Source organism: Rhizobium sp. CB3171 (assembly GCF_029714265.1).
Taxonomy (GTDB): Bacteria; Pseudomonadota; Alphaproteobacteria; order Rhizobiales; family Rhizobiaceae; genus Rhizobium.
The window spans coordinates 574,171-592,368 of record NZ_CP121652.1 but is presented as its reverse complement, the minus strand read 5'-3'; the positions used below and the strand labels follow the sequence as shown (position 1 = coordinate 592,368).

The following is an 18,198-nucleotide window of genomic DNA, read 5'->3' as shown; positions in this document are numbered from 1 at the left end:
GGCCAGCCTCCCGGTCGGGACTATCTGAAGTTCTGGAGTTAGAAATGCCCGATAGCCGTCCGGATACGGAACTGTCCAATCCGCAGAGCACCAAGCCGCCGCTCGATCCGCATTTGAAGGCGCTGGAAAACGAGTCGATTCACATCTTCCGCGAAGTGGCGGCCGAATTCGAGCGTCCGGTGATGCTGTATTCGATCGGCAAGGATTCCTCCGTGCTGCTTCACCTGGCCCGCAAGGCCTTCTATCCCGGCCGCGTGCCCTTCCCGCTGCTGCATGTGAACACCGGCTGGAAATTCGCCGAGATGATCACCTTCCGCGACGAGATCGTGAAGAAATACGATCTCGATCTGATCGAGCACATCAATCCGCGCGGCAAGGCCGAAAACATCACGCCCTTTACCCACGGCTCGGCACGCTATACCGACATCATGAAGACCGAAGCGCTGCGCCAGGCGCTCGATGCCGGTCAGTATGACGCCGCTTTCGGCGGTGCGCGCCGCGACGAAGAAGCTTCGCGCGCCAAGGAACGCATCTATTCCTTCCGCACGCCGGACCATCGCTGGGATCCGCGCAACCAGCGCCCGGAACTCTGGAACATCTATAACGGCCAGATCCGCAAGGGCGAGAGCGTCCGCGTCTTCCCGCTGTCGAACTGGACCGAGGTCGACATCTGGCGCTACATCCAGGCCGAAGACATTCCGATCGTGCCGCTCTATTTCGCGGAGAAGCGCCCTATCGTCGAGCGCGACGGTATGATGATCATGGCCGCCGATCCGCGGCTTGAACTGCTGCCCGGCGAGGTCAAGCGCGAGGAAGTCATCCGTTTCCGTACGCTCGGCTGCTTCCCGCTGACGGGCGCGATCCGCTCCACCGCCACCACACTCGAAGATGTTATTGCCGAGCTGGAAATCGCCACGGTTTCCGAACGACAAGGCCGCGCCATCGACCGCGACCAATCCGGCTCCATGGAAAAGAAGAAGCGTGAAGGATATTTCTGAGATGACTGCAGCCGCAACCGCAAACGTCGTCACCCTGCCTGCCGCCGAGCCCGCCAAGGCAGTGCGCGATACGCGTCCGCTTCGCCTGATCACATGCGGCAGCGTCGATGACGGCAAATCCACGCTGATCGGTCGTCTGCTTTGGGACACCAAGGCCGTGAAGGAAGACCAGGCCGCCACGCTGCAGCGCGATTCCACCGGCAAGCAGAACGATCTCGGTCTGCCCGATTTCGCACTTCTGCTCGACGGCCTTCAGGCAGAGCGCGAACAGGGCATCACCATCGATGTCGCCTATCGCTATTTCTCGACCGACAAGCGCTCCTTCATCGTCGCCGACACGCCCGGCCACGAGCAATACACCCGCAACATGGCGACCGGCGCCTCCACCGCCGACCTCGCCGTGCTACTGGTCGATGCGCGCATGGGCATCCTCGAACAGACGCGCCGCCATGCGACGATCGCTTCGCTGCTCGGCATCAAGCAGTTCGTGCTCGCCATCAACAAGATCGACCTGACGAACTACGACCGTGCCGGTTTCGAGAAGATTTCGCATGATTTCCGCGAATTCGCTCTGTCGCTCGGCGTCAAGCAGATCACCGCCATTCCGATGTCGGCGCTGAAGGGTGAAAATGTCGTTTATTCCGGCCAGGCCGCCATGCCCTGGTACACCGGTCCGACGCTGGTCGAGACACTGGAACTCGCCACCGTGCGTTCGGCTCAGGCGGTCGGTTTCCGCCTTTCCGTCCAGCGCGTATCGCGCCCGGGCGAAAGCTTCCGCGGCTATCAGGGCACCGTTGCCGGCGGCTCGGTGAAGCCGGGCGACAGCGTCATGATCCTGCCGTCGGGCATGGTCGCCAATGTCTCCAAGATCGTCACCTTCGATCTCGTCCGCAACGCCGCCGTCGCAGGAGACGCGATCACGCTGGTGCTCGACCGCCAGGTGGACGTGTCGCGCGGTGACATGATCGTCGCCATCGACAGCCAGCCGCAATCCGGCCTTGCCTTCGACGCTCAGATCGTCGCGCTGCAGCCGGAGGGCATCGAGCCGGGCAAGCGCTATTGGCTGAAGAGCGGCAGCCGCCGCCAGCGCGTGCAGGTGCAACCCATCGCTCAGCTCGAGCTGAAGACCGGCGCCTGGGCACCGGCACAGTCGCTGTGGATGAACGCCATCGGAAAGGTCCGCCTTTCCTTCGACGAGGCTGCGGTCTTCGACCCCTACGAACAGAACCGCTCGACCGGATCTTTCATCCTGATCGATCCGGACAGCAACAACACGGTCGCCGGCGGCATGATCACCGGTAAGCGCACCGATATCGGCGGCATCCACAAGGATGGCCAACGCGTGCTCCTGTCGCTGCCGGCCGATCTTGCCGACCAGATCATGGCGAGCGAACTCTTCGCCAGCCGCCGCGACGAAACCGAAGTTCGCCGCGTCGCCGCCGCGCAAGCTGCGGAGATCTGGGCAAACGCCGCCAGCGATATTTGATCGAAATTAAATTCGTGATGGAAAAGGGGCCGAGTGGCCCCTTTTTTGTGAGAAATGTCGAAAGTTTCTCCATGCGTTGGCGCATTCTCCGCTTAAGAAAGTATGAACGGCAAACGCTTCCGTCTTTCCTCGCCCACAACAATATATTTCTAGAACACACAAAATGTGTGCACCCCAAGATGGCGATCAGAACCCCTGGGAAACGCCAGAGACTGGAGTTTCGCTCCACCATTGTTGTACAATAGGCCCATGATATCTGGTCGGTTTTTGAAAATTATCGCTTGGGGCTACATCGCGGCACTGGTTGCCGTGACCTTTGCGCATCTCAATTGGCAAGCCGAACTTGGCAACCCCTTCAACATGTATCGTGCCGTCGCACTCTGCGTCGCTGGTATGCTGGCGCGACTTGCCTATCCGCAGTCCCCCTCCTTCACCTGTCTGCTGATGATCGGCAGCGTCTCGGTGCTCTGCTTCTCGCATTTCCTGGCAAACGGAAGTTATGGCTCTTCGATGGATATCATCGTCGCCATGACCGGAGCTCTCTGGGGCATCGCGATCGGCGCCATGCTGAGCAGGCTGATATCGCCGACGTCGAAGCGCACCGCGCTCTATTAATTACGTCCTTAATTACCCCGGCGCATTTCGACTTTCATCGCGCGTACAATCCAACTCCCGATGTCGCGGAAGGCGTGGCTTGAGCGCGGCTTTGATCTTCTGCGCGGAATTGCTGGGCGCGCACCCTTCCCCTGCACCTTGTCCGGCGTCGTTTCCCATTCTTTCTACTTCGAAATGATTATTACGCAGGCAATATTATGCCAGCCTTACTATTTGTATTTGCAGATGTTGCTTTCATGCAACTTAAAATGAAAAATCACGAAAACGTCATTCTGAGAAAAATATATCATATTACTTTACAGGAATTCGGTCTTAATAGCGGACAGAAGCGGGTGGGGCCCGTTTCTCCCGAGTCGGGGTTTTTAACAGGGATAGGGTGAGGCACGTCGATTTCTCGGCGCGATGGCCTGTGCCCAATCTATATTGGATTGGAGTTTTTATGAATATCAAGAGCCTTCTTCTCGGCTCCGCTGCTGCGCTTGCAGCAGTTTCCGGCGCTCACGCGGCTGACGCTGTCGTCGCTGCTGAACCGGAACCGCTCGAATACGTCCGCATCTGCGACGCATACGGCGCTGGCTATTTCTTCATCCCGGGCACGGAAACCTGCCTCAAGATCGGCGGCATGGTCCGCACCGAAGGCAAGTGGTACAACGCCTACAACCCGGCTGACCGTTTTGGTACGCTGTGGCACACCCGCGCTCAGCTGAGCGTCGACACCGCGACCGACACCGAATTTGGTCCGCTGAAGACCAACACCATCTACCGTTGGGATTGGCAGGAAGGCGGCTCCACGAGCACGAAGCTTCTGTTCGCTAACATCAGCCTCGCTGGCTTCACCGTTGGTAAGCTCGACTCGCAGTACAACCTGTACATGGGTTACGCTGGCAACGTCATCAACGACGACGTGGTCTATGACGGCCCGTACGAACTCAACCAGTTGACCTACAACTACGACGCCGGCAACGGCTTCACGGCGGTCATCTCGCTCGAAGATTCCAACTCCGGCACTGGCGCAACTGGCGTCAACGGCGAAGACAGCTCGGATCACTACGCTCCGGACGTCGTTGCCGGTGCTGGCTACAAGGCTGGCAACTTCGGCTTCAAGGTCGTCGGTGGTTATGACTCCATCGTCGAAGAAGGCGCCATCAAGGCTCGCGCCGATGCCGACTTCGGCGTCTTCAAGGCGTTCATCATGGGCGGCTGGAACACCGACGGCGACAAGCTGAACAAGTACGCCAGCGCGAACGGCGCAGGCCCGGCCAAGGGCATCGGCTGGGGCGACTGGGCTGTTTGGGGCGGCGTCACCGTTCCGTTCAACGACAAGCTGCAGGCTAACGCTCAGGTTGCCTACACCGACTCGAAGATCTTCGCAGCAACCGCCAACCTTCGTTGGAACCCGGTTAAGAACCTCCTGGTTCAGCCGGAAGTTTCCTACACCAACTGGGACTCCATCAACCAGGACCAGTGGGCTGGCGTTCTGCGCTTCCAGCGTAGCTTCTAAGACCTCATTTCTGAGATCTGATCTGACTTGACCCCTGATCGGATGGGGACCGGGCCGACTTCCAGCGAAGCCGGGCCGGTCCTTCCGAGACGGGTTCCGCTCACATTCCTTAATCGCTACCAACCGGATGCATAACATCCGGAGGTAGAATTTTGTGTTTTATATATTATATATAATGTTATTCTTATACTACATAGGCTAACGCCTTCAATGCCAAGACCGATGGCATTGTTTTGGGAAATTGTCAGCAGAAGGCCGAAGAGCGGCAGCCGGTCCTAAAGCCATGCCGCAAGAGCGGAGAAGCAGCCGCACACGACGAGGATTGTGATGATGCGCTTCGAACCTATCAACATCATCGACAAGCCGCTTTTTTTGTCGTAGAGAGGCCGCATGTCATTCACCTGCGCAAATGCCTCGCGATTTTATTCGTACCGCTGCTCTCAGCGGAGGCGGGCCCGTGCGTAGGTAAAATCGACGCAACGACATAGACCCGAACAGCCGCTAGTCCTACCTGGCGGCTTTTTTGTCGGCACGGTATGACCCAAAAAGGAACCGATACCGTGTTGAATTCCACTGATGATTTGCGAATTGTCGAGATCACTGCCTCACCCCACCCTCCCGCATTTTAGAGGAGATTCCCAGGGATGAGGCCGTCACCACGACGGTGACGGAAGCGCGCAGCGCCGTTCACCGCATCCTGCACAATGACGATGATCGGTTGATCGTCGTGATCGGCCCTTGCTCCATCCACGATCCTGTCGCGGCACGGGACTATGCCACCCGCCTGAAGGAACAGCGCGATCGGTTCGCCGACGATCTCGAAATCATCATGCGGGTCTATTTCGAGAAGCCTCGCACGACGGTCGGCTGGAAGGGCCTCATCAACGACCCTCATCTCGACGGAAGCTACCGCATCGAAGAGGGATTGCGCATTGCGAGAAGCCTTTTGATCGATGTCAACGAAATCGGGTTGCCCGCCGGCTGCGAGTTCCTTGATACGATCACGCCGCAATACATCGCCGACTTGGTGAGCTGGGGCGCGATCGGCGCGAGGACGACTGAGAGCCAGGTGCATCGCCAGCTCGCGTCGGGTCTTTCGTGCCCAGTTGGTTTCAAGAACGGCACGAATGGCGACGTAAGGATAGCGCTCGATGCGATCGTGGCGGCCTCGCAGCCGCATCATTTCCCGGCTGTGACCAAGGAAGGCCTTGCGGCGATTGCCTCGACACGCGGCAACGAGGATTGCCACATCATTCTGCGCGGCGGCAAGCAGCCCAATTTTGACGCGGCCAGTGTGCAGGCAGTATCGGCTCAGGCACTCCAGGCTGGACTTGATGCGCAGATCATCATCGATGCCAGCCATGCCAACAGCAGCAAGAACCCCGAGAATCAGCCGCTGGTCGTCAGCTCGGTCGCGGAGCAGATCTCTGCCGGCAACCGGCACATCAAGGGCATGATGATGGAGAGCAACATCGTCGGCGGCCGCCAGGATCTCGTTCCCGGCAAAGCGCTGGTCTATGGCCAAAGCATCACCGACGGCTGCATTGATTGGCCGACCTCCGTCCGCACATTGGAGGAACTGGCCCGAGCCGCACAAACAAGGCGGCGGATGCCTCGCCAATAGCATTTTCTGATCGGGGATCGTTCGCCAGCCTTGGGAACGGTCCCATCCACCGTTAAGCGTGTCCTCGCCGAATGGCGAGGACAAAAGATTTCCCCTTTTGATCCAGTTCAGGATCGCCCGCCACCGACGATCAGCTTCAGCGACCCCTCGAATTCCGGCTGGGTGCGCAGATGCCTATATTTGGCATCCCATGTACCGTCCTTAAGATCGCGTCCGAGTTCGGCGACGAAGCGCTCGCCGATCGAAGCGTCGACGAAGCTCCAGGCCGAGTTGGCGAGCCGGGCGCCCGGCTCCAGCAGGCGTTCCGGACGTCCGTAATAGGCCTCCCCGAAACCATCAGTGCAATGGAGCGGGATCGGCACGGGAATGACCTCAGCGTTGCCGCCCAATCCTTCGCTGATGGTTGCCATTTGCGGATAGCGGCGCGCCTCTACCGCGATCACTTCGGGTGCGTAATCGACGAGCCAGAAGCGATCGAGCTCGTCGGGATCGGCGGTCAGGATCAGAACGGGACCGCGTGTCACCCGCCGCATCTCGCCAAGTCCGGCCGCCGGATCGGACCACTGATGCACGGTGAATGTCGCCATGCAGGCGTCGAAACTGTCGTCTGCAAAGGGAAGCTTCTCGGCGGTAGCATCGATGGCGGCGGGCAGATGCGCGGGCCGCTGCGCCCGCATGGACGCAGACGGCTCAACGGCTGTCACCGCACGATCAACAGGCTCGTAGGAGCCGGCGCCCGCACCGAGATTGAGGACGCTGCGGGCATCGCCCAATGCGGCACGGATAAACGCCGCAATATGTGGATCCGGCTGGCGGTATTTTGCGTAATTCGTACCGATGACGCCGTAATTTGCGTCACCGGCACTGCCGTCCTGATGTCGGTTGGCCATGGTCTTCATCCTCGCTTTCTGGCTGTATTCAGCAGCTTCGTTGTTGGTTCGGCACGGCCTTGCGGTTGCCGAAAATGCTCTCGCTTTTCCGAACTTCATTATTCCCTCAACGGGAAATTTAGATTGTAAGCAGGACAAAACATTATGGTGCGCGAGAAGAAAAACGATATGATCGAACAAAAGTTGTTCGGAAATCTCACATGCCCCGCCGCATACCCTCCCTCAACGCATTACGCGCCTTCGAAGCCGCCGGCCGGCATGGGCGGATGACGCTTGCTGCCGATGAGCTGAACGTGACGCATAGCGCCGTCAGCCGTCAGATCCAGCATCTCGAGGATGTGTTGGGCGTGCCGCTGTTCGAAGGGCCGAAGAACAAGCTGCGGTTGACGGAGGCGGGTTCGACCTTGTTGTCGGGCTTGGTCTCTGCTTTCGATCAGATCGACATGTCGGTGCGGTCGGTTGCCGATACGGAAGACGGATCGCTCGACGTCTCCTGCCCCGGTACCTTCACCATGCGTTGGCTGATCCCGCGCCTTTACCGGTTTCAGGCGGAGTATCCCAATATCGAGGTTCGCCTGACGGCATCGTCCCGCCCCGTCGATTTTATGCGAGACGGGTTCGACGTTGCGATCCGGGTCGGTGCCGCGCCCTGGCCGCAGGGCGCGGAGGTCATCGCGCTTTTTCCGGAGCAGACAGGCCCGGTTATCTCCCCTTCCCTCGAAAGAACCGTCGCCGAGAATTTCGCCGGCGTTCCCCAGCTTCACACCAGAACCCGCCTTCGCGCCTGGGGCGACTGGCTGTCGCGCTCGGGCGCGCCGGTCGAGGTCGGAACGCGGGTGGAATATGAACATTTCTATTTCATGCTGGAGGCTGCAAGCGCCGGCCTTGGCGTCGGCGTCGCGCCTTGGCCCTATGTGACCGATGACATCCGCTTCGGCCGCCTCGCCGCCCCATTGGGTTTTATCGACAGCGGCCATCATTACGTGGCGCTGCGGCGCGCCCGGCGGAATCGAAAATCGGTCCTGTTCTGCGAATGGCTGCAGAAGGAAGCGCAGGCATTTTCAGCCTCGCATCCCGCACTGCCGAGCTAGGCGCGCCGATAATGAGCGAGGCTCAGATAGTGTTTTCGGGGGCCTTGCACGTGCCACATCTCTGCCCATGCATCCGGCCCGCGAAAGAAAAGGCGACCGCGATATAGATCCGCGCCGCAATGATGAACGACGCGCTGCGAGGCGCCATGTCCGATGCGGATGAATTCGGTGAGGTCGGGGAAGCAGACGGCGACATGTCCAGCCTCGCCACGCAGGCGATAGGTACGGCTGCTCCTGAGCGTCGCATAGTCCATCGTCGTGTCGCCATGTTCTTCGAACTGGTGAGGCGTGACGAACGCCTGACCTTCGAAGAGGATAAGGGAGGCGTTGAGGCGGTCGATGACCTTCCGCCTCACGTCCCATGTGCCGAGATAGTGTCCCAGCCCTTCATCCATGACCGCCTCCGGCGGCCAACGTGTCCGTCATTCAGGACGCCGCGCGCTGTGTAGCGTCAGTGCCGGGTTGCCTGACCGGCAGTTTCCAGCCGGGGCGGACGAAATGGCAGGTGTAGCCGTTCGGAATACGCTCCAGATAGTCCTGGTGCTCCGGCTCGGCCTCCCAGAAATCGCTTGCCGGCGTGACCTCGGTGACGACCTTGCCCGGCCAGAGACCGGAAGCGTCGACATCGGCGATCGTATCCAGGGCGACCCGCTTCTGCTCGTCGCTGGTATAGAAAATAGCCGAGCGATAGCTCATGCCGACATCGTTGCCCTGGCGGTTGCGCGTGGACGGATCATGGATCTGGAAGAAGAATTCCAGCAGGTCGCGGTAACTGATCTTCTCGGGGTCGAAGACGATCTCGATCGCTTCCGCATGGGTGCCGTGGTTGCGATAGGTCGCATTGCGGACGTCGCCGCCGGTATAGCCGACGCGCGTCGAGATGACGCCGTTATAGCGGCGGATGAGGTCCTGCATGCCCCAGAAACAACCGCCGGCGAGAACTGCACGTTCCGTAGTCATCGGATATCCTCCACTTGGTCGAGATAGGCACCATAACCCTCGGCCTCCATCTCGTCGCGATGCACGAAACGAAGGGAGGCGGAATTGATGCAATAGCGCAGGCCGCCGCGATCCTCCGGTCCATCCGGGAAGACATGGCCCAAATGGCTATCGCCATGGATGGAGCGCACTTCGGTGCGCAGCATACCGTGCGAAAGGTCGGTCAGCTCATTGATGTTGGCAGTTTCGATCGGCTTGGTAAAGCTCGGCCAGCCGCAGCCGGAATCGAACTTGTCGGAAGAGGCAAACAGCGGCTCGCCCGATACGATGTCGACATAGATGCCGGGCTGCTTGTTGTTGAGATATTCGCCCGTGCCCGGACGCTCGGTACCGCTTTGCTGCGTCACGCGGTACTGCTCGGGAGACAGCTTCGCTATAGCCTCGGAAGTCTTGCGGTAGTTCTGCATTCCTGTTCTCCTTGCCCTCAGACGCATATTTCGAACTCTACCAGGCACTACGAGAGAACCCTGGATATCGTTACAGACATCGAACTCGATGAGCGTCGCGGGAGTGGTTGCGACGCAGATATAGGTATGGGGCAAGCGATTTGCCATATCGCACACGGCGGCGTGATGTGCCGCCCATCTGGCGGCGATCAGTGATCCCAGTCGCAGGCAGCGGCATAGATCGTCGCCAGCGCCTCGATGCCGGCCTGATCGTCGGTATCGAAGCGGCCGGCGAGCGGGCTATCCAGATCGATGACACCGAAAACATAGCCATCGCGCAACAGCGGCACCACCAGCTCCGAACGGGAGGCGGCATCGCAGGCGATATGGCCTGGGAAAGCATGCACGTCCTCGACAAGAATTGACCGCTCCTCCTCGACCGCCGTCCCGCACACGCCGCGGCCGACCGCGATGCGGACGCAGGCGGGCTTGCCCTGGAACGGCCCGAGCACGAGCTCGTCATCCGACTGCAGGAAATAGAAGCCGGCCCAGTTGAGGTCCGGCAGCATCTGATAAATCAGCGCTGACGTATTGGCGGCGTTGGCGATCGGATCGGTCTCGCCTTCGAGCAGAGCCTGCAACTGGATGGCAAGCTCGCGATAGAATTCGGGTTTGCTGTCGTGCTGGATCGTCTTTTCCGCAAACATCGGATTGCTGCCTTTCGGTTATGTCGTTGCCGGCCGGATCGTACTCAGTCCTTGTCGTCAGGCGGACAGGGCCAGCTTTCCGGCGTTTTTAGCCCGGCGGGCAACTTGGTCGCCTTATCGCCGCAGGCAAGATTGATTTGCTGCTGTTCCAGGCCGGTGGCGGTCGAGAGATCGAGCCCTTCGATACGGGTCAGAAACATGAAGGCGCCGCTAAAGGCGACCGGGCCTTTGATCGTCGCGCCGCTCAGAGCAGCGCGGGAAAGATTGGCCAGAGAAAAATTCGTCCCCGTCAGCACCGCCTTGTCGAAATCGGCGCGGCCAAGCTCGGCCTTCTGGAAATCCGCGTTGGTAAGCTGCGCGCCGCCGAATTCGGCCCGCTGCAGCTCGGCACTGGCAAATCTGGCGCCGTTGGCCATGATGTTGCTGAAATCGGATCGGTATGCTTCGATCCTTGAGAAATTCGCGGCGTCGGCCCGCGCATTCTTCAACCATGTGCGCACCAGCGTTGCCTTCTCCAGATTTGCCAATGTGAGATTGGCATTGCTGAGATCGGTGCCGTCGAAATGAGCGCCGACGAGGTTGGCTTTTTGAAGATCACTGCCCTGCAGCATGATATTGTTTTTGCTGCATTCGCTCCAATCGAGACCAGGCGAAGCCACATCGCCGCAATCACCGGCCTGCGCAGAATTGTGGCCGCCGGATGCGAGCAGCATCGTCACGGCCAGCGCCAGCCCGGACAGAGCGGCAGCAACCGGCCTGTTCGTCGCGGCAACCCAATTCAAAGCCGCGCCGCCGGCATTTCGTCCCCGCCAAGACTGCATCCCTAACCCTCGCTTCGCTTCACCACGCGGGCGCCCCTCCTCGGCATCGAGTCAGCGGTCCCGCTCCAATTCTGTATATAGTGTTTCCTGCAACGAAAAAGCGACCACGCCGCAAAAGCATATCACACGGCGAGCCCTACCGGCAGTTTGTTGCAGCGATAGAAGGCAGCGAGCGGAGGAAAAACAGAACCGGAAAATTCGAGACCAATGCCGCGCCCGACCGCACGGCACTGGCGGGGCCGACGGGAGCAAAGCACGCAGCAAAAGAAAAGTGGCCTGGCCGAGGGAAACGGCCAGGCCACCATGGGTGCAGATTGGAGGTCAATCTAATCTAGCAGGCTAATAGTAAGATAGACTTAGTTTTTGTCAACAGGCATGTGATGGCACTTGGCGGAGTGGATCGGCGCGGCGGATTCGAAAATTACTCCTGCGATTAGAAACCCTTATCCGCTCGAGATCCATTTGCTTCGCCCACAGTGATCTAGGGACACAACAGCGCCTCGCAATGCTTGTGATCCAGCGATGCAGCCCGATGATCGTCGTTTTAATACCAGCGTCCGCGACCGTACCAGCCGCCACCCAGCACAAGAAGTATCACGACTATTATGAGAAGTGTGGTGAGATCCATGTACATCTCCTCGGGAGTACCCTTACCATCTCGTTCGCGCCTACGGGCGTCGCTCATCGTGGGACTCTGGACTTTCAACGGAGAAAGAGCGGAGTTAGTTCCAGTCAATGGCCGCCATGGGGAAAATACGTTGATCGGCACGACCTCAAAGTGGTCATCGCCCGTCGCAAGATTCCTTCGCCCTCCCCGTTCACCTCCGCAAATCCCAATTTGTGGATACAGACAAAAATTGGGCCGCCTGTCGGGGACGATGTGGCGGCCCAGCTGTGGCTACGGGTGCAGCCACGTAGGCGGAAAGTCGCCTAACAATTAGATATTATCAATTAAATTTTTTAATTTCAACCAAACTTTTGAATTAATTAAATTAGCTTTTCGTTGAGTCCGATCCCAAATACTCCGCCCATCCGCCGTCAGCACCGGTTGCAACACCATGCGCAGCAGCAACGGGCGAACATTGGCGCAGCCTTGATAAACCGGAGGCGCGGAAGAAATCGGCACTGAAGCCCAAAACGAAAAAAGCCCGCATTCGCGGGCTTTTCAAGCTGGTCGGAGTGGAGTGATTCGAACACTCGACCCCCACGTCCCGAACGTGGTGCGCTACCAGACTGCGCTACACTCCGTGACCAGCGGCGCTTCTATAGACCAGCCATTTTTGATGCACAAGCACCAAAATCAAAAAAACCATTCGATTTTTGACGAAAAGATTACAGAGGCAATTGCTTAGAAAATCGGCAGGAAAATGAGTGTCGAACCGGCCGAAGTGCGTAAGACGCAACACATTTGCCAAAATCCCACTTCTGCGTGCGGATTGGAATTTTCTTTTGCCGGCTTTGGCGCTAAAGCCTTAGCGGGACAGGCGGAAATGTCGTGGGACAGCGGCGTTTGCGCAACCGAATGCGAGACAGAAGCTCAAGGACGATACGATGAATATCCGCATGATCACCGCGGCGGGGCTGTTGCTGGCCCTGGCAAGCTGCACCACCACAACCACAGCGCTCCCGTCGATTGCGAGCAACCCGGTTCAGGACCGCTGGGAAGGCCAGTCGGCCGGCCGCTTCTTCGCCTCCTACGGCCCGCCGCTCTCCGATCGCGACGAAGGCGGCAACCGCGTCTATACGTGGCGTGGCGGCTACAAGACGGTCACCGTCGCCGGCAAGAAGGGCGAAAAGAAGGGCGGCAAGCGGTTTTATAGCTGCAAAGCCGATATCGTCACCAACCAGAGCTATGTCATCCGCTCGGTCCACATCCTCGGCGACCAGCCCGGCACCAACGGCTCCTCCTATTGCGCCGAACTGCTGGCGCCGCCGGAAAAGGCGAGCTGAGTTTCTCGGATTATCGGGGACGGAAATATCGCAGGCGGCTCGAAAGGGTCGCCTGTTTTTATTTGGGCGGTGTGCTGGCTTTTTGCGAGCAAGCTAATTCGACCTGATTTTGGAAATCATCCCACAATCGCCGGCGCTTGGTTCACCACAGCAGTTTGCCAAATTGCAACTTGACTGGGAGGCTTGCGAAAACCGCAAATTGTGTAAGGTTGGCGGACTCGGAGCCTACAAATGATTCTCAAACAAGTAACTGTTGAACGCTTCAAACGCTTGGAGCAAGTCGCTTTCGACCTATCGAATGTAAACGTGCTAATTGGCGGAAATAACTCTGGTAAGAGCACACTTATTCAGGGGATCCACTTCGCCTTCACGCTCTTCCAGTCGCTCAATATAGCTAACAAGTGGCCGGCTCAAACGAAGAAATCAACCACTATCAGCCCGACCGAGTTGATCTATATTCCCTCGGATGATCCCTATTCTCTCGGGTATGGTGGTCGCCTTCTTGAGGACGAGGAAAAGGCCATTAGCCTTGATTTCGTTTTTGACGACGGCAACAAAGTTGGCGTCAGCGTCCGAAAAGGTCGCATTACTAACATCCTTGTGGAGCCGACGAACGTCGAGCTGGCAAGGAAACTATCGAACCTTGAAACCCCATTCACGATCTTTTCGCCGGGTCTTGCCGGCGTCTCGCGTAATGAGAGCTACGTTTCAGATGGCGTGCTCCTGCGAGTCCTAGCGCGTGGTGACGCTAACATTGTTCTTCGCAACATTCTCTACCGGCTAAAGCAGAAAGAAGAGTGGATTAAGTTCGAGTCTGACGTCGCTGAAATCTTCCCTGGCATCATTATCAACGTCAGCTTCTATGCGGCCGTCGACCAATTCATCCAAGTGACCATCAGGGATGGAATGAAAGAGGTTCCTCTCGACTTAGCTGGAACAGGCCTCCTTCAAGCCATCCAGATTCTGGCCTATCTTCACCTTTTCTCGCCTCGCATCATTATTCTCGATGAACCTGACTCGCATTTGCATCCGAACAATCAGCGTCTGCTCTGCTCTCTCTTGAAAACGATTTCGGAAGAACGAGGCGTGCAGGTTATCATCACGACGCACTCGCGACACGTGCTCGACGCAATGTATAACGACGCCCGTCTGCTTTGGGTACAGGAAGGCGAAGTTCGCGTCGTCGCACCGGAAGATCAAGTCGATCTCCTGATGGAACTCGGCGCACTCGACATCAAGGAAAAGCTGAAGAGTGGTCACTTCGATTACGTCGTGCTAACCGAAGATAAGAACTCCAGCTACTTCGACATTCTTTTACGGAACTCTGGTTTCGACGGCGGGAAGACGGCACTCCTACCGTATAACGGCGTCACGTCTGTCCACCTTCTGAAACCGCTGATTCGTCAGGTGAAAGATATCTCGGACGCCGTTGTCATCGTGCACCGTGACCGGGACTACCTCTTTCCCGACGAGATCGAGGTTTGGAAAAAGGAAATCCGCGCAATCGGAGCCGAGCCATTTTTGACCTTTGGTATCGACATCGAGGCTTACTTCTGCTCGGACGATTACATTAACGGATTCGCAAAGAATGTTGCAGGCTTTAACCTAGCAGCTTTTAGGGAGAAGTTGGCTGAAGGTGAGATTGATGACGCTACCACAAGCTACGTCAACGGTCGAATTGACTTCGAACGGAAGGCAGGCACCATAGGCAAGCTCGACCACGGCAAGTTAAGTGTCGCAGCTTCCAAGGCAGTAGCAGCCGACGTGCTCGCCCTAATGAAGGGCAAGCGAAAACTATCAAAGGTTCGCAAGCTCTTCACAGAATTATATAATGTGCGTTACGAGATTGATCGGGCAGCGCTTACGCCCAGCGATGCCGAGCTGTCCGCTATTATGCAAAAGAACAAGGGGATCTTCGGCTAGCGATGGCAGTGCGTGATTGAAAAATCAATAAAATATATGATTTCGAATCCCTCACGCACGTAGCGGCGGTCGGCATGAGGAAATATGCACCGGAAAACTACCGAAGCTAGAATCCCCTGACATTCTCTAAACAGCTGATTTTATAGAGGAACTACAGTGGCTGGGGCGCCTGGATTCGAACCAGGGGATGGCGGTACCAAAAACCGCTGCCTTACCGCTTGGCTACGCCCCAACAATGCGACATGGCGACTGTTCGCGCCAAATCGGCGTCTGATTAGCAAAGGTCGTCTCCGCTCACAATCATTAAGTTATGCGTGAGCGCATATTTCTGTGTGCTTTCGGCAGGGCTATGATAGGGCTTGCTGTTCCAAAATCCACTTTAGGAGATCCAATGAGCCAGTTTCGCGCCCGCCCTCCGGCTGTTCCGTCGGTGCTTGTCGACGACGCCGTGGTGCGCATTATCCGCTGGGATTTCGAACCGGGCGCCGATACCGGGCATCATGTCCATGGCCTCGGCTATGTCGTGGTGCCGATGACGGATTGCCAGTTTCTGATCGAGGAAGGGGCCGAAAGCCGCCGTGTCGATCTTGCCAAGGGCGCGGCCTACCGGCGTGACGCCGGCGTCGAGCATAATGTGGTCAATGCTGGGTCCGAACCGATGTCCTTCATTGAAATTGAATACAAGAGATGAGCGTTCCCGAATTCGATCTTGCCTTTGAGCCAGCCTATGGCCGCGCGGTGCCCATTGCGCCCGGCGCGGAGCGGATGACGGTCAACAATCCCAGCGCTTTCACCTTTCACGGCACCAATAGCTATATCGTCGGCGGCCCGTCCGTGGCGGTGATCGACCCCGGCCCGGAGAATGACGCGCATTTCGCGGCCCTGATGGCGGCGCTGAAGGGGCGCGAGGTGACGCATATCTTCGTCAGCCATACCCACCGCGACCACTCGCCGCTTGCCAAACGGCTGAAGGAGGCGACGGGCGCCCTGACGGTTGGCGAAGGGCCGCATCGCGCGGCGCGGCCGCTGCATGAGGGCGAGATCAATCCCTTCGCCGAAAGCTCGGATACGGATTTTCGGCCGGATATTGCACTTGGCGACGGCGAAAGCGTCTCCGGAGACGGTTGGGAACTGACCGCCTTGCTGACGCCCGGCCATACGGCCAATCACGCCTGCTTTGCGCTGGAAGGCAGCGGCATTGTCTTTTCCGCCGATCATGTCATGGCCTGGGCGACGACGATCGTCGCGCCGCCGGATGGTTCCATGGCCGACTACATGGCGTCGCTCGAGCGACTGCTTGCCCGCGATGATCGTTTGTTTTTTCCCGGCCATGGTGGGCCGGTGAAGGAACCTGCCTCCTTCATGCGCGGTCTTAGGACCCATCGGCGCATGCGCGAACGCGCCGTGCTGGAGCGGATCAGGGCCGGTGACCGCCTGATCCCCGACATGGTGAAGGCCATTTATCGCGACACCGACCCACGCCTGCATGGCGCGGCTGCACTCTCGGTGCTGGCGCATCTGGAGGATCTCGTCGGCAAAGGTCAGGTCGAAACGGACGGGCCGCCGGCGCTGTTCGGGACCTATAGGCTGGCCTGAGCGGCTTCAGCTTCCGGCAATGCCCAGGAGTTCAGCGTCCAGCGCCTTTAGGTAGCTTTCGGCTATGTTGGCGCTGATGCCGAGATCGTCCTGGCCATAGCGCGAGGCAACGCGCACATCGACCAGCGTCGTCTCCGCCTCTTCACGCAGGCGGATCAGCACGTCGAAATTCAGGCCGAGAATGCGGGTGCGGGTCTCGCCCTGCAGGACGACGTCGGAATTCTGGCGGATCAGATCGGCCACGCTGTCGCGATAAGGCCGCGGCGTCGGCACGGGGACGACATCGGGCATGTCGGTAACGGCACTGTCGTCCGGTGTCTGGCTCTGGTTCTGCCGGCGTGCAGGGCGCTTCGGCTTTTCATGGTTGTTCGGATCGACAACATCGGCGCCTTCGGCCTTGACGATGGTGATATGATTGTCCTTCGCGACCTTGCGCACAGCCTCGAGCACGCGGTCGGCAGCGCCTTCGTAGCGACGCCCGGTCAGCGCCGGATAGGCGGCATATTGGGCCTCGCGGTCCTGTGGCGTCACAAAATGCCTCGGCGGCAGCCAGATCTGCTTGGCCTGCGGCGGCGCCAGCCATTCCGGGGCATCGACGAGATCGGTAGAGACATCGTAGATTGCTGGCCGTGTCCAATAACGCTCCACGCCGATGCCGACGATCGCCAGCGGCAGAGCGGCGTAGATCAGCGCCTTAAAAGCCGAAACGCCCCCGATGGCAGCAAACCGCCAGAGCTGCGTCAGGCCGATGATGGCAAGCAGCACCGCCAGCCCGGCAAAGCCGGCGGAAATCAGCAGCAGCAGGACGAAATAGGGCGTTTCCAGCGGCCCGAATCGATGGCCAACCAAAATCACCCCGCACAGCACCAGCGCAAAGGACGCAATCAGGCGCGAGGCGCGCGCGGCATGCGAAACGGGACGGTCGAAGCGAATGGTCATGAAGAACTCGTCGGCACGTCGGATCGGAAGGCGGATGCTACCCAATTCCGAAGGTCGACCTCATGTTTAGAACAAGAAATGGCGAAAATAAATCGGATGTCGGAACGCATGATTAACGCGCGACCGTAAGCCGGCTGCCCGGGCCGTCAGTCCAAAATGTGAGTACTTGCTTAAATTCTGAAAAAGAGCCATGCTTTTCGGGGTTTACTTAGGCCATGAAAGGACTTGAGGAGATGGAAACGATGCAATCGCCGGACATCGCCGCCAAGCCGTTGCCTGCGGCGGCCGGCGCGGTCGCCAATGCTGCCGATCCCACCCTGCCGCTCGAACTTCTGGAGTTGGAATTATCGCTCGAAGGTTTTTCCGGTGGCGAAGCGGCCTTTTGCGAAGCCGTGCGCGATGCGGCCCGGGCTGCACATGGCGAATTCCTGTTCGATCTCCCCGCCACGGGATTGATATCGGATTGCCGCCGGATTGCGGTCCTGCGGATTCCCGAGGATAGCGAGGCCATGCGCGTCATCTTCGCAGTGCTCGACGAAGACGATGCGGAAATCCGCCTGCTGCAGCCGGATGAGGAAACCGAACCCCTGCTCCGCTTCGCCGATGCCTTCGTCGATCTGCTGCAACGCCTGCCGCAAAGGCCGCGTGACGACGCTTGAACGACTCACACCC

At 58.7% G+C, this 18,198-nt stretch carries 17 protein-coding genes, 2 tRNA genes and 1 pseudogene; 11 read left to right on the top strand and 9 right to left on the bottom strand.

Annotation, left to right across the window (positions count from 1 at the left end; translation table 11 throughout):
- Nucleotides 1-44 precede the first annotated feature (44 nt).
- The 5 genes and pseudogenes from cysD to QA648_RS02895 all read left to right on the top strand — a co-directional run bounded on the left by cysD (nucleotide 45) and on the right by QA648_RS02895 (nucleotide 6,224).
- Nucleotides 45-998, top strand: a complete 954-nt coding sequence (gene cysD / locus QA648_RS02915; RefSeq protein WP_104822343.1) for a sulfate adenylyltransferase subunit CysD — start codon at nucleotides 45-47, stop codon at nucleotides 996-998.
- Nucleotide 999: 1 nt separating this feature from the next.
- Nucleotides 1,000-2,484: a sulfate adenylyltransferase subunit CysN gene (gene cysN / locus QA648_RS02910; protein WP_283049516.1), complete on the top strand. Its 1,485-nt coding sequence runs from the start codon at nucleotides 1,000-1,002 to the stop codon at nucleotides 2,482-2,484.
- Between the two features lie 267 nt (nucleotides 2,485-2,751).
- Nucleotides 2,752-3,099, top strand: coding sequence for a hypothetical protein (locus QA648_RS02905; RefSeq protein ID WP_283049515.1), 348 nt, complete (start codon nucleotides 2,752-2,754; stop codon nucleotides 3,097-3,099).
- Nucleotides 3,100-3,538: 439 nt separating this feature from the next.
- Nucleotides 3,539-4,600, top strand: a complete 1,062-nt coding sequence (locus QA648_RS02900) for a porin (RefSeq protein WP_283049514.1) — start codon at nucleotides 3,539-3,541, stop codon at nucleotides 4,598-4,600.
- A 560-nt stretch (nucleotides 4,601-5,160) separates the two neighbouring features.
- Nucleotides 5,161-6,224 (top strand): annotated as a pseudogene (locus tag QA648_RS02895) (3-deoxy-7-phosphoheptulonate synthase).
- Nucleotides 6,225-6,331: 107 nt separating this feature from the next.
- Here the strand turns inward: QA648_RS02895 and QA648_RS02890 are convergent.
- Nucleotides 6,332-7,123 carry a class I SAM-dependent methyltransferase gene (locus QA648_RS02890; protein WP_349254299.1) on the bottom strand — a complete coding sequence of 264 codons (792 nt, stop codon included), beginning with the start codon at nucleotides 7,121-7,123 and terminating at the stop codon, nucleotides 6,332-6,334.
- Between the two features lie 191 nt (nucleotides 7,124-7,314).
- Between QA648_RS02890 and QA648_RS02885 the strand changes: the two genes are divergently transcribed.
- On the top strand, nucleotides 7,315-8,205 hold the full coding sequence (locus tag QA648_RS02885; RefSeq protein WP_283049512.1) for a LysR family transcriptional regulator: 891 nt from the start codon (nucleotides 7,315-7,317) through the stop codon (nucleotides 8,203-8,205).
- Here QA648_RS02885 and QA648_RS02880 read toward each other — a convergent pair.
- The 6 genes from QA648_RS02880 to QA648_RS02855 form a co-directional block, all read right to left on the bottom strand.
- The gene (locus QA648_RS02880; protein ID WP_283049511.1) at nucleotides 8,202-8,600 is read right to left on the bottom strand and encodes a DUF6314 family protein; all 399 of its coding nucleotides are present in this window, start codon (nucleotides 8,598-8,600) and stop codon (nucleotides 8,202-8,204) included. The genes QA648_RS02885 and QA648_RS02880 overlap by 4 nt on opposite strands.
- Nucleotides 8,601-8,631: 31 nt before the next feature.
- Nucleotides 8,632-9,165, bottom strand: a complete 534-nt coding sequence (gene msrA, locus QA648_RS02875; RefSeq protein WP_283049510.1) for a peptide-methionine (S)-S-oxide reductase MsrA — start codon at nucleotides 9,163-9,165, stop codon at nucleotides 8,632-8,634.
- Entirely contained in the window at nucleotides 9,162-9,611 is a 450-nt protein-coding gene (gene msrB, locus QA648_RS02870; protein WP_283049509.1) for a peptide-methionine (R)-S-oxide reductase MsrB, read from the bottom strand. Before msrB ends, msrA begins: the two co-directional genes overlap by 4 nt.
- A gap of 188 nt (nucleotides 9,612-9,799) precedes the next feature.
- The gene (locus QA648_RS02865) at nucleotides 9,800-10,297 is read right to left on the bottom strand and encodes a GAF domain-containing protein (protein WP_104822333.1); all 498 of its coding nucleotides are present in this window, start codon (nucleotides 10,295-10,297) and stop codon (nucleotides 9,800-9,802) included.
- A 44-nt stretch (nucleotides 10,298-10,341) separates the two neighbouring features.
- On the bottom strand, nucleotides 10,342-11,010 hold the full coding sequence (locus QA648_RS02860; protein WP_283051196.1) for a pentapeptide repeat-containing protein: 669 nt from the start codon (nucleotides 11,008-11,010) through the stop codon (nucleotides 10,342-10,344).
- A 1,279-nt stretch (nucleotides 11,011-12,289) separates the two neighbouring features.
- Nucleotides 12,290-12,366 (bottom strand) — tRNA-Pro (locus QA648_RS02855).
- A 303-nt stretch (nucleotides 12,367-12,669) separates the two neighbouring features.
- Between QA648_RS02855 and QA648_RS02850 the strand changes: the two genes are divergently transcribed.
- Nucleotides 12,670-13,068, top strand: a complete 399-nt coding sequence (locus QA648_RS02850; RefSeq protein ID WP_104822281.1) for a hypothetical protein — start codon at nucleotides 12,670-12,672, stop codon at nucleotides 13,066-13,068.
- A 231-nt stretch (nucleotides 13,069-13,299) separates the two neighbouring features.
- On the top strand, nucleotides 13,300-14,991 hold the full coding sequence (locus tag QA648_RS02845; protein ID WP_283049508.1) for an ATP-binding protein: 1,692 nt from the start codon (nucleotides 13,300-13,302) through the stop codon (nucleotides 14,989-14,991).
- A gap of 157 nt (nucleotides 14,992-15,148) precedes the next feature.
- Here the strand turns inward: QA648_RS02845 and QA648_RS02840 are convergent.
- Nucleotides 15,149-15,223 (bottom strand) — tRNA-Gln (locus QA648_RS02840).
- A gap of 159 nt (nucleotides 15,224-15,382) precedes the next feature.
- Here QA648_RS02840 and QA648_RS02835 point away from each other — a divergent pair.
- Nucleotides 15,383-15,682 (top strand): cupin domain-containing protein, encoded by a 300-nt coding sequence (locus QA648_RS02835; protein WP_104822279.1) that lies wholly within the window; start codon nucleotides 15,383-15,385, stop codon nucleotides 15,680-15,682.
- The gene (locus tag QA648_RS02830) at nucleotides 15,679-16,587 is read left to right on the top strand and encodes an MBL fold metallo-hydrolase (RefSeq protein WP_283049507.1); all 909 of its coding nucleotides are present in this window, start codon (nucleotides 15,679-15,681) and stop codon (nucleotides 16,585-16,587) included. The genes QA648_RS02835 and QA648_RS02830 overlap by 4 nt, the downstream gene beginning before the upstream one ends.
- A gap of 6 nt (nucleotides 16,588-16,593) precedes the next feature.
- Here QA648_RS02830 and QA648_RS02825 read toward each other — a convergent pair whose 3' ends face one another.
- Nucleotides 16,594-17,526, bottom strand: a complete 933-nt coding sequence (locus QA648_RS02825; protein ID WP_283049506.1) for a DUF1499 domain-containing protein — start codon at nucleotides 17,524-17,526, stop codon at nucleotides 16,594-16,596.
- Nucleotides 17,527-17,768: 242 nt separating this feature from the next.
- Here QA648_RS02825 and QA648_RS02820 point away from each other — a divergent pair, with 242 nt between their 5' ends.
- On the top strand, nucleotides 17,769-18,185 hold the full coding sequence (locus tag QA648_RS02820; protein WP_283049505.1) for a hypothetical protein: 417 nt from the start codon (nucleotides 17,769-17,771) through the stop codon (nucleotides 18,183-18,185).
- The last annotated feature ends 13 nt before the right edge of the window (nucleotides 18,186-18,198 follow it).

Coding starts and splice junctions, on each gene's coding strand:
- msrB (WP_283049509.1), bottom strand. CDS start 9,611: ATGCAGAACTACCGCAAGACTTCCGAGGCTATAGCGAAGCTGTCTCCC.
- QA648_RS02820 (WP_283049505.1), top strand. CDS start 17,769: ATGCAATCGCCGGACATCGCCGCCAAGCCGTTGCCTGCGGCGGCCGGC.
- QA648_RS02865 (WP_104822333.1), bottom strand. CDS start 10,297: ATGTTTGCGGAAAAGACGATCCAGCACGACAGCAAACCCGAATTCTAT.
- QA648_RS02885 (WP_283049512.1), top strand. CDS start 7,315: ATGCCCCGCCGCATACCCTCCCTCAACGCATTACGCGCCTTCGAAGCC.
- QA648_RS02860 (WP_283051196.1), bottom strand. CDS start 11,010: ATGCTGCTCGCATCCGGCGGCCACAATTCTGCGCAGGCCGGTGATTGC.
- QA648_RS02850 (WP_104822281.1), top strand. CDS start 12,670: ATGAATATCCGCATGATCACCGCGGCGGGGCTGTTGCTGGCCCTGGCA.
- QA648_RS02880 (WP_283049511.1), bottom strand. CDS start 8,600: ATGGATGAAGGGCTGGGACACTATCTCGGCACATGGGACGTGAGGCGG.
- cysD (WP_104822343.1), top strand. CDS start 45: ATGCCCGATAGCCGTCCGGATACGGAACTGTCCAATCCGCAGAGCACC.
- QA648_RS02845 (WP_283049508.1), top strand. CDS start 13,300: ATGATTCTCAAACAAGTAACTGTTGAACGCTTCAAACGCTTGGAGCAA.
- cysN (WP_283049516.1), top strand. CDS start 1,000: ATGACTGCAGCCGCAACCGCAAACGTCGTCACCCTGCCTGCCGCCGAG.
- QA648_RS02830 (WP_283049507.1), top strand. CDS start 15,679: ATGAGCGTTCCCGAATTCGATCTTGCCTTTGAGCCAGCCTATGGCCGC.
- QA648_RS02890 (WP_349254299.1), bottom strand. CDS start 7,123: ATGAAGACCATGGCCAACCGACATCAGGACGGCAGTGCCGGTGACGCA.
- QA648_RS02835 (WP_104822279.1), top strand. CDS start 15,383: ATGAGCCAGTTTCGCGCCCGCCCTCCGGCTGTTCCGTCGGTGCTTGTC.
- msrA (WP_283049510.1), bottom strand. CDS start 9,165: ATGACTACGGAACGTGCAGTTCTCGCCGGCGGTTGTTTCTGGGGCATG.
- QA648_RS02900 (WP_283049514.1), top strand. CDS start 3,539: ATGAATATCAAGAGCCTTCTTCTCGGCTCCGCTGCTGCGCTTGCAGCA.
- QA648_RS02825 (WP_283049506.1), bottom strand. CDS start 17,526: ATGACCATTCGCTTCGACCGTCCCGTTTCGCATGCCGCGCGCGCCTCG.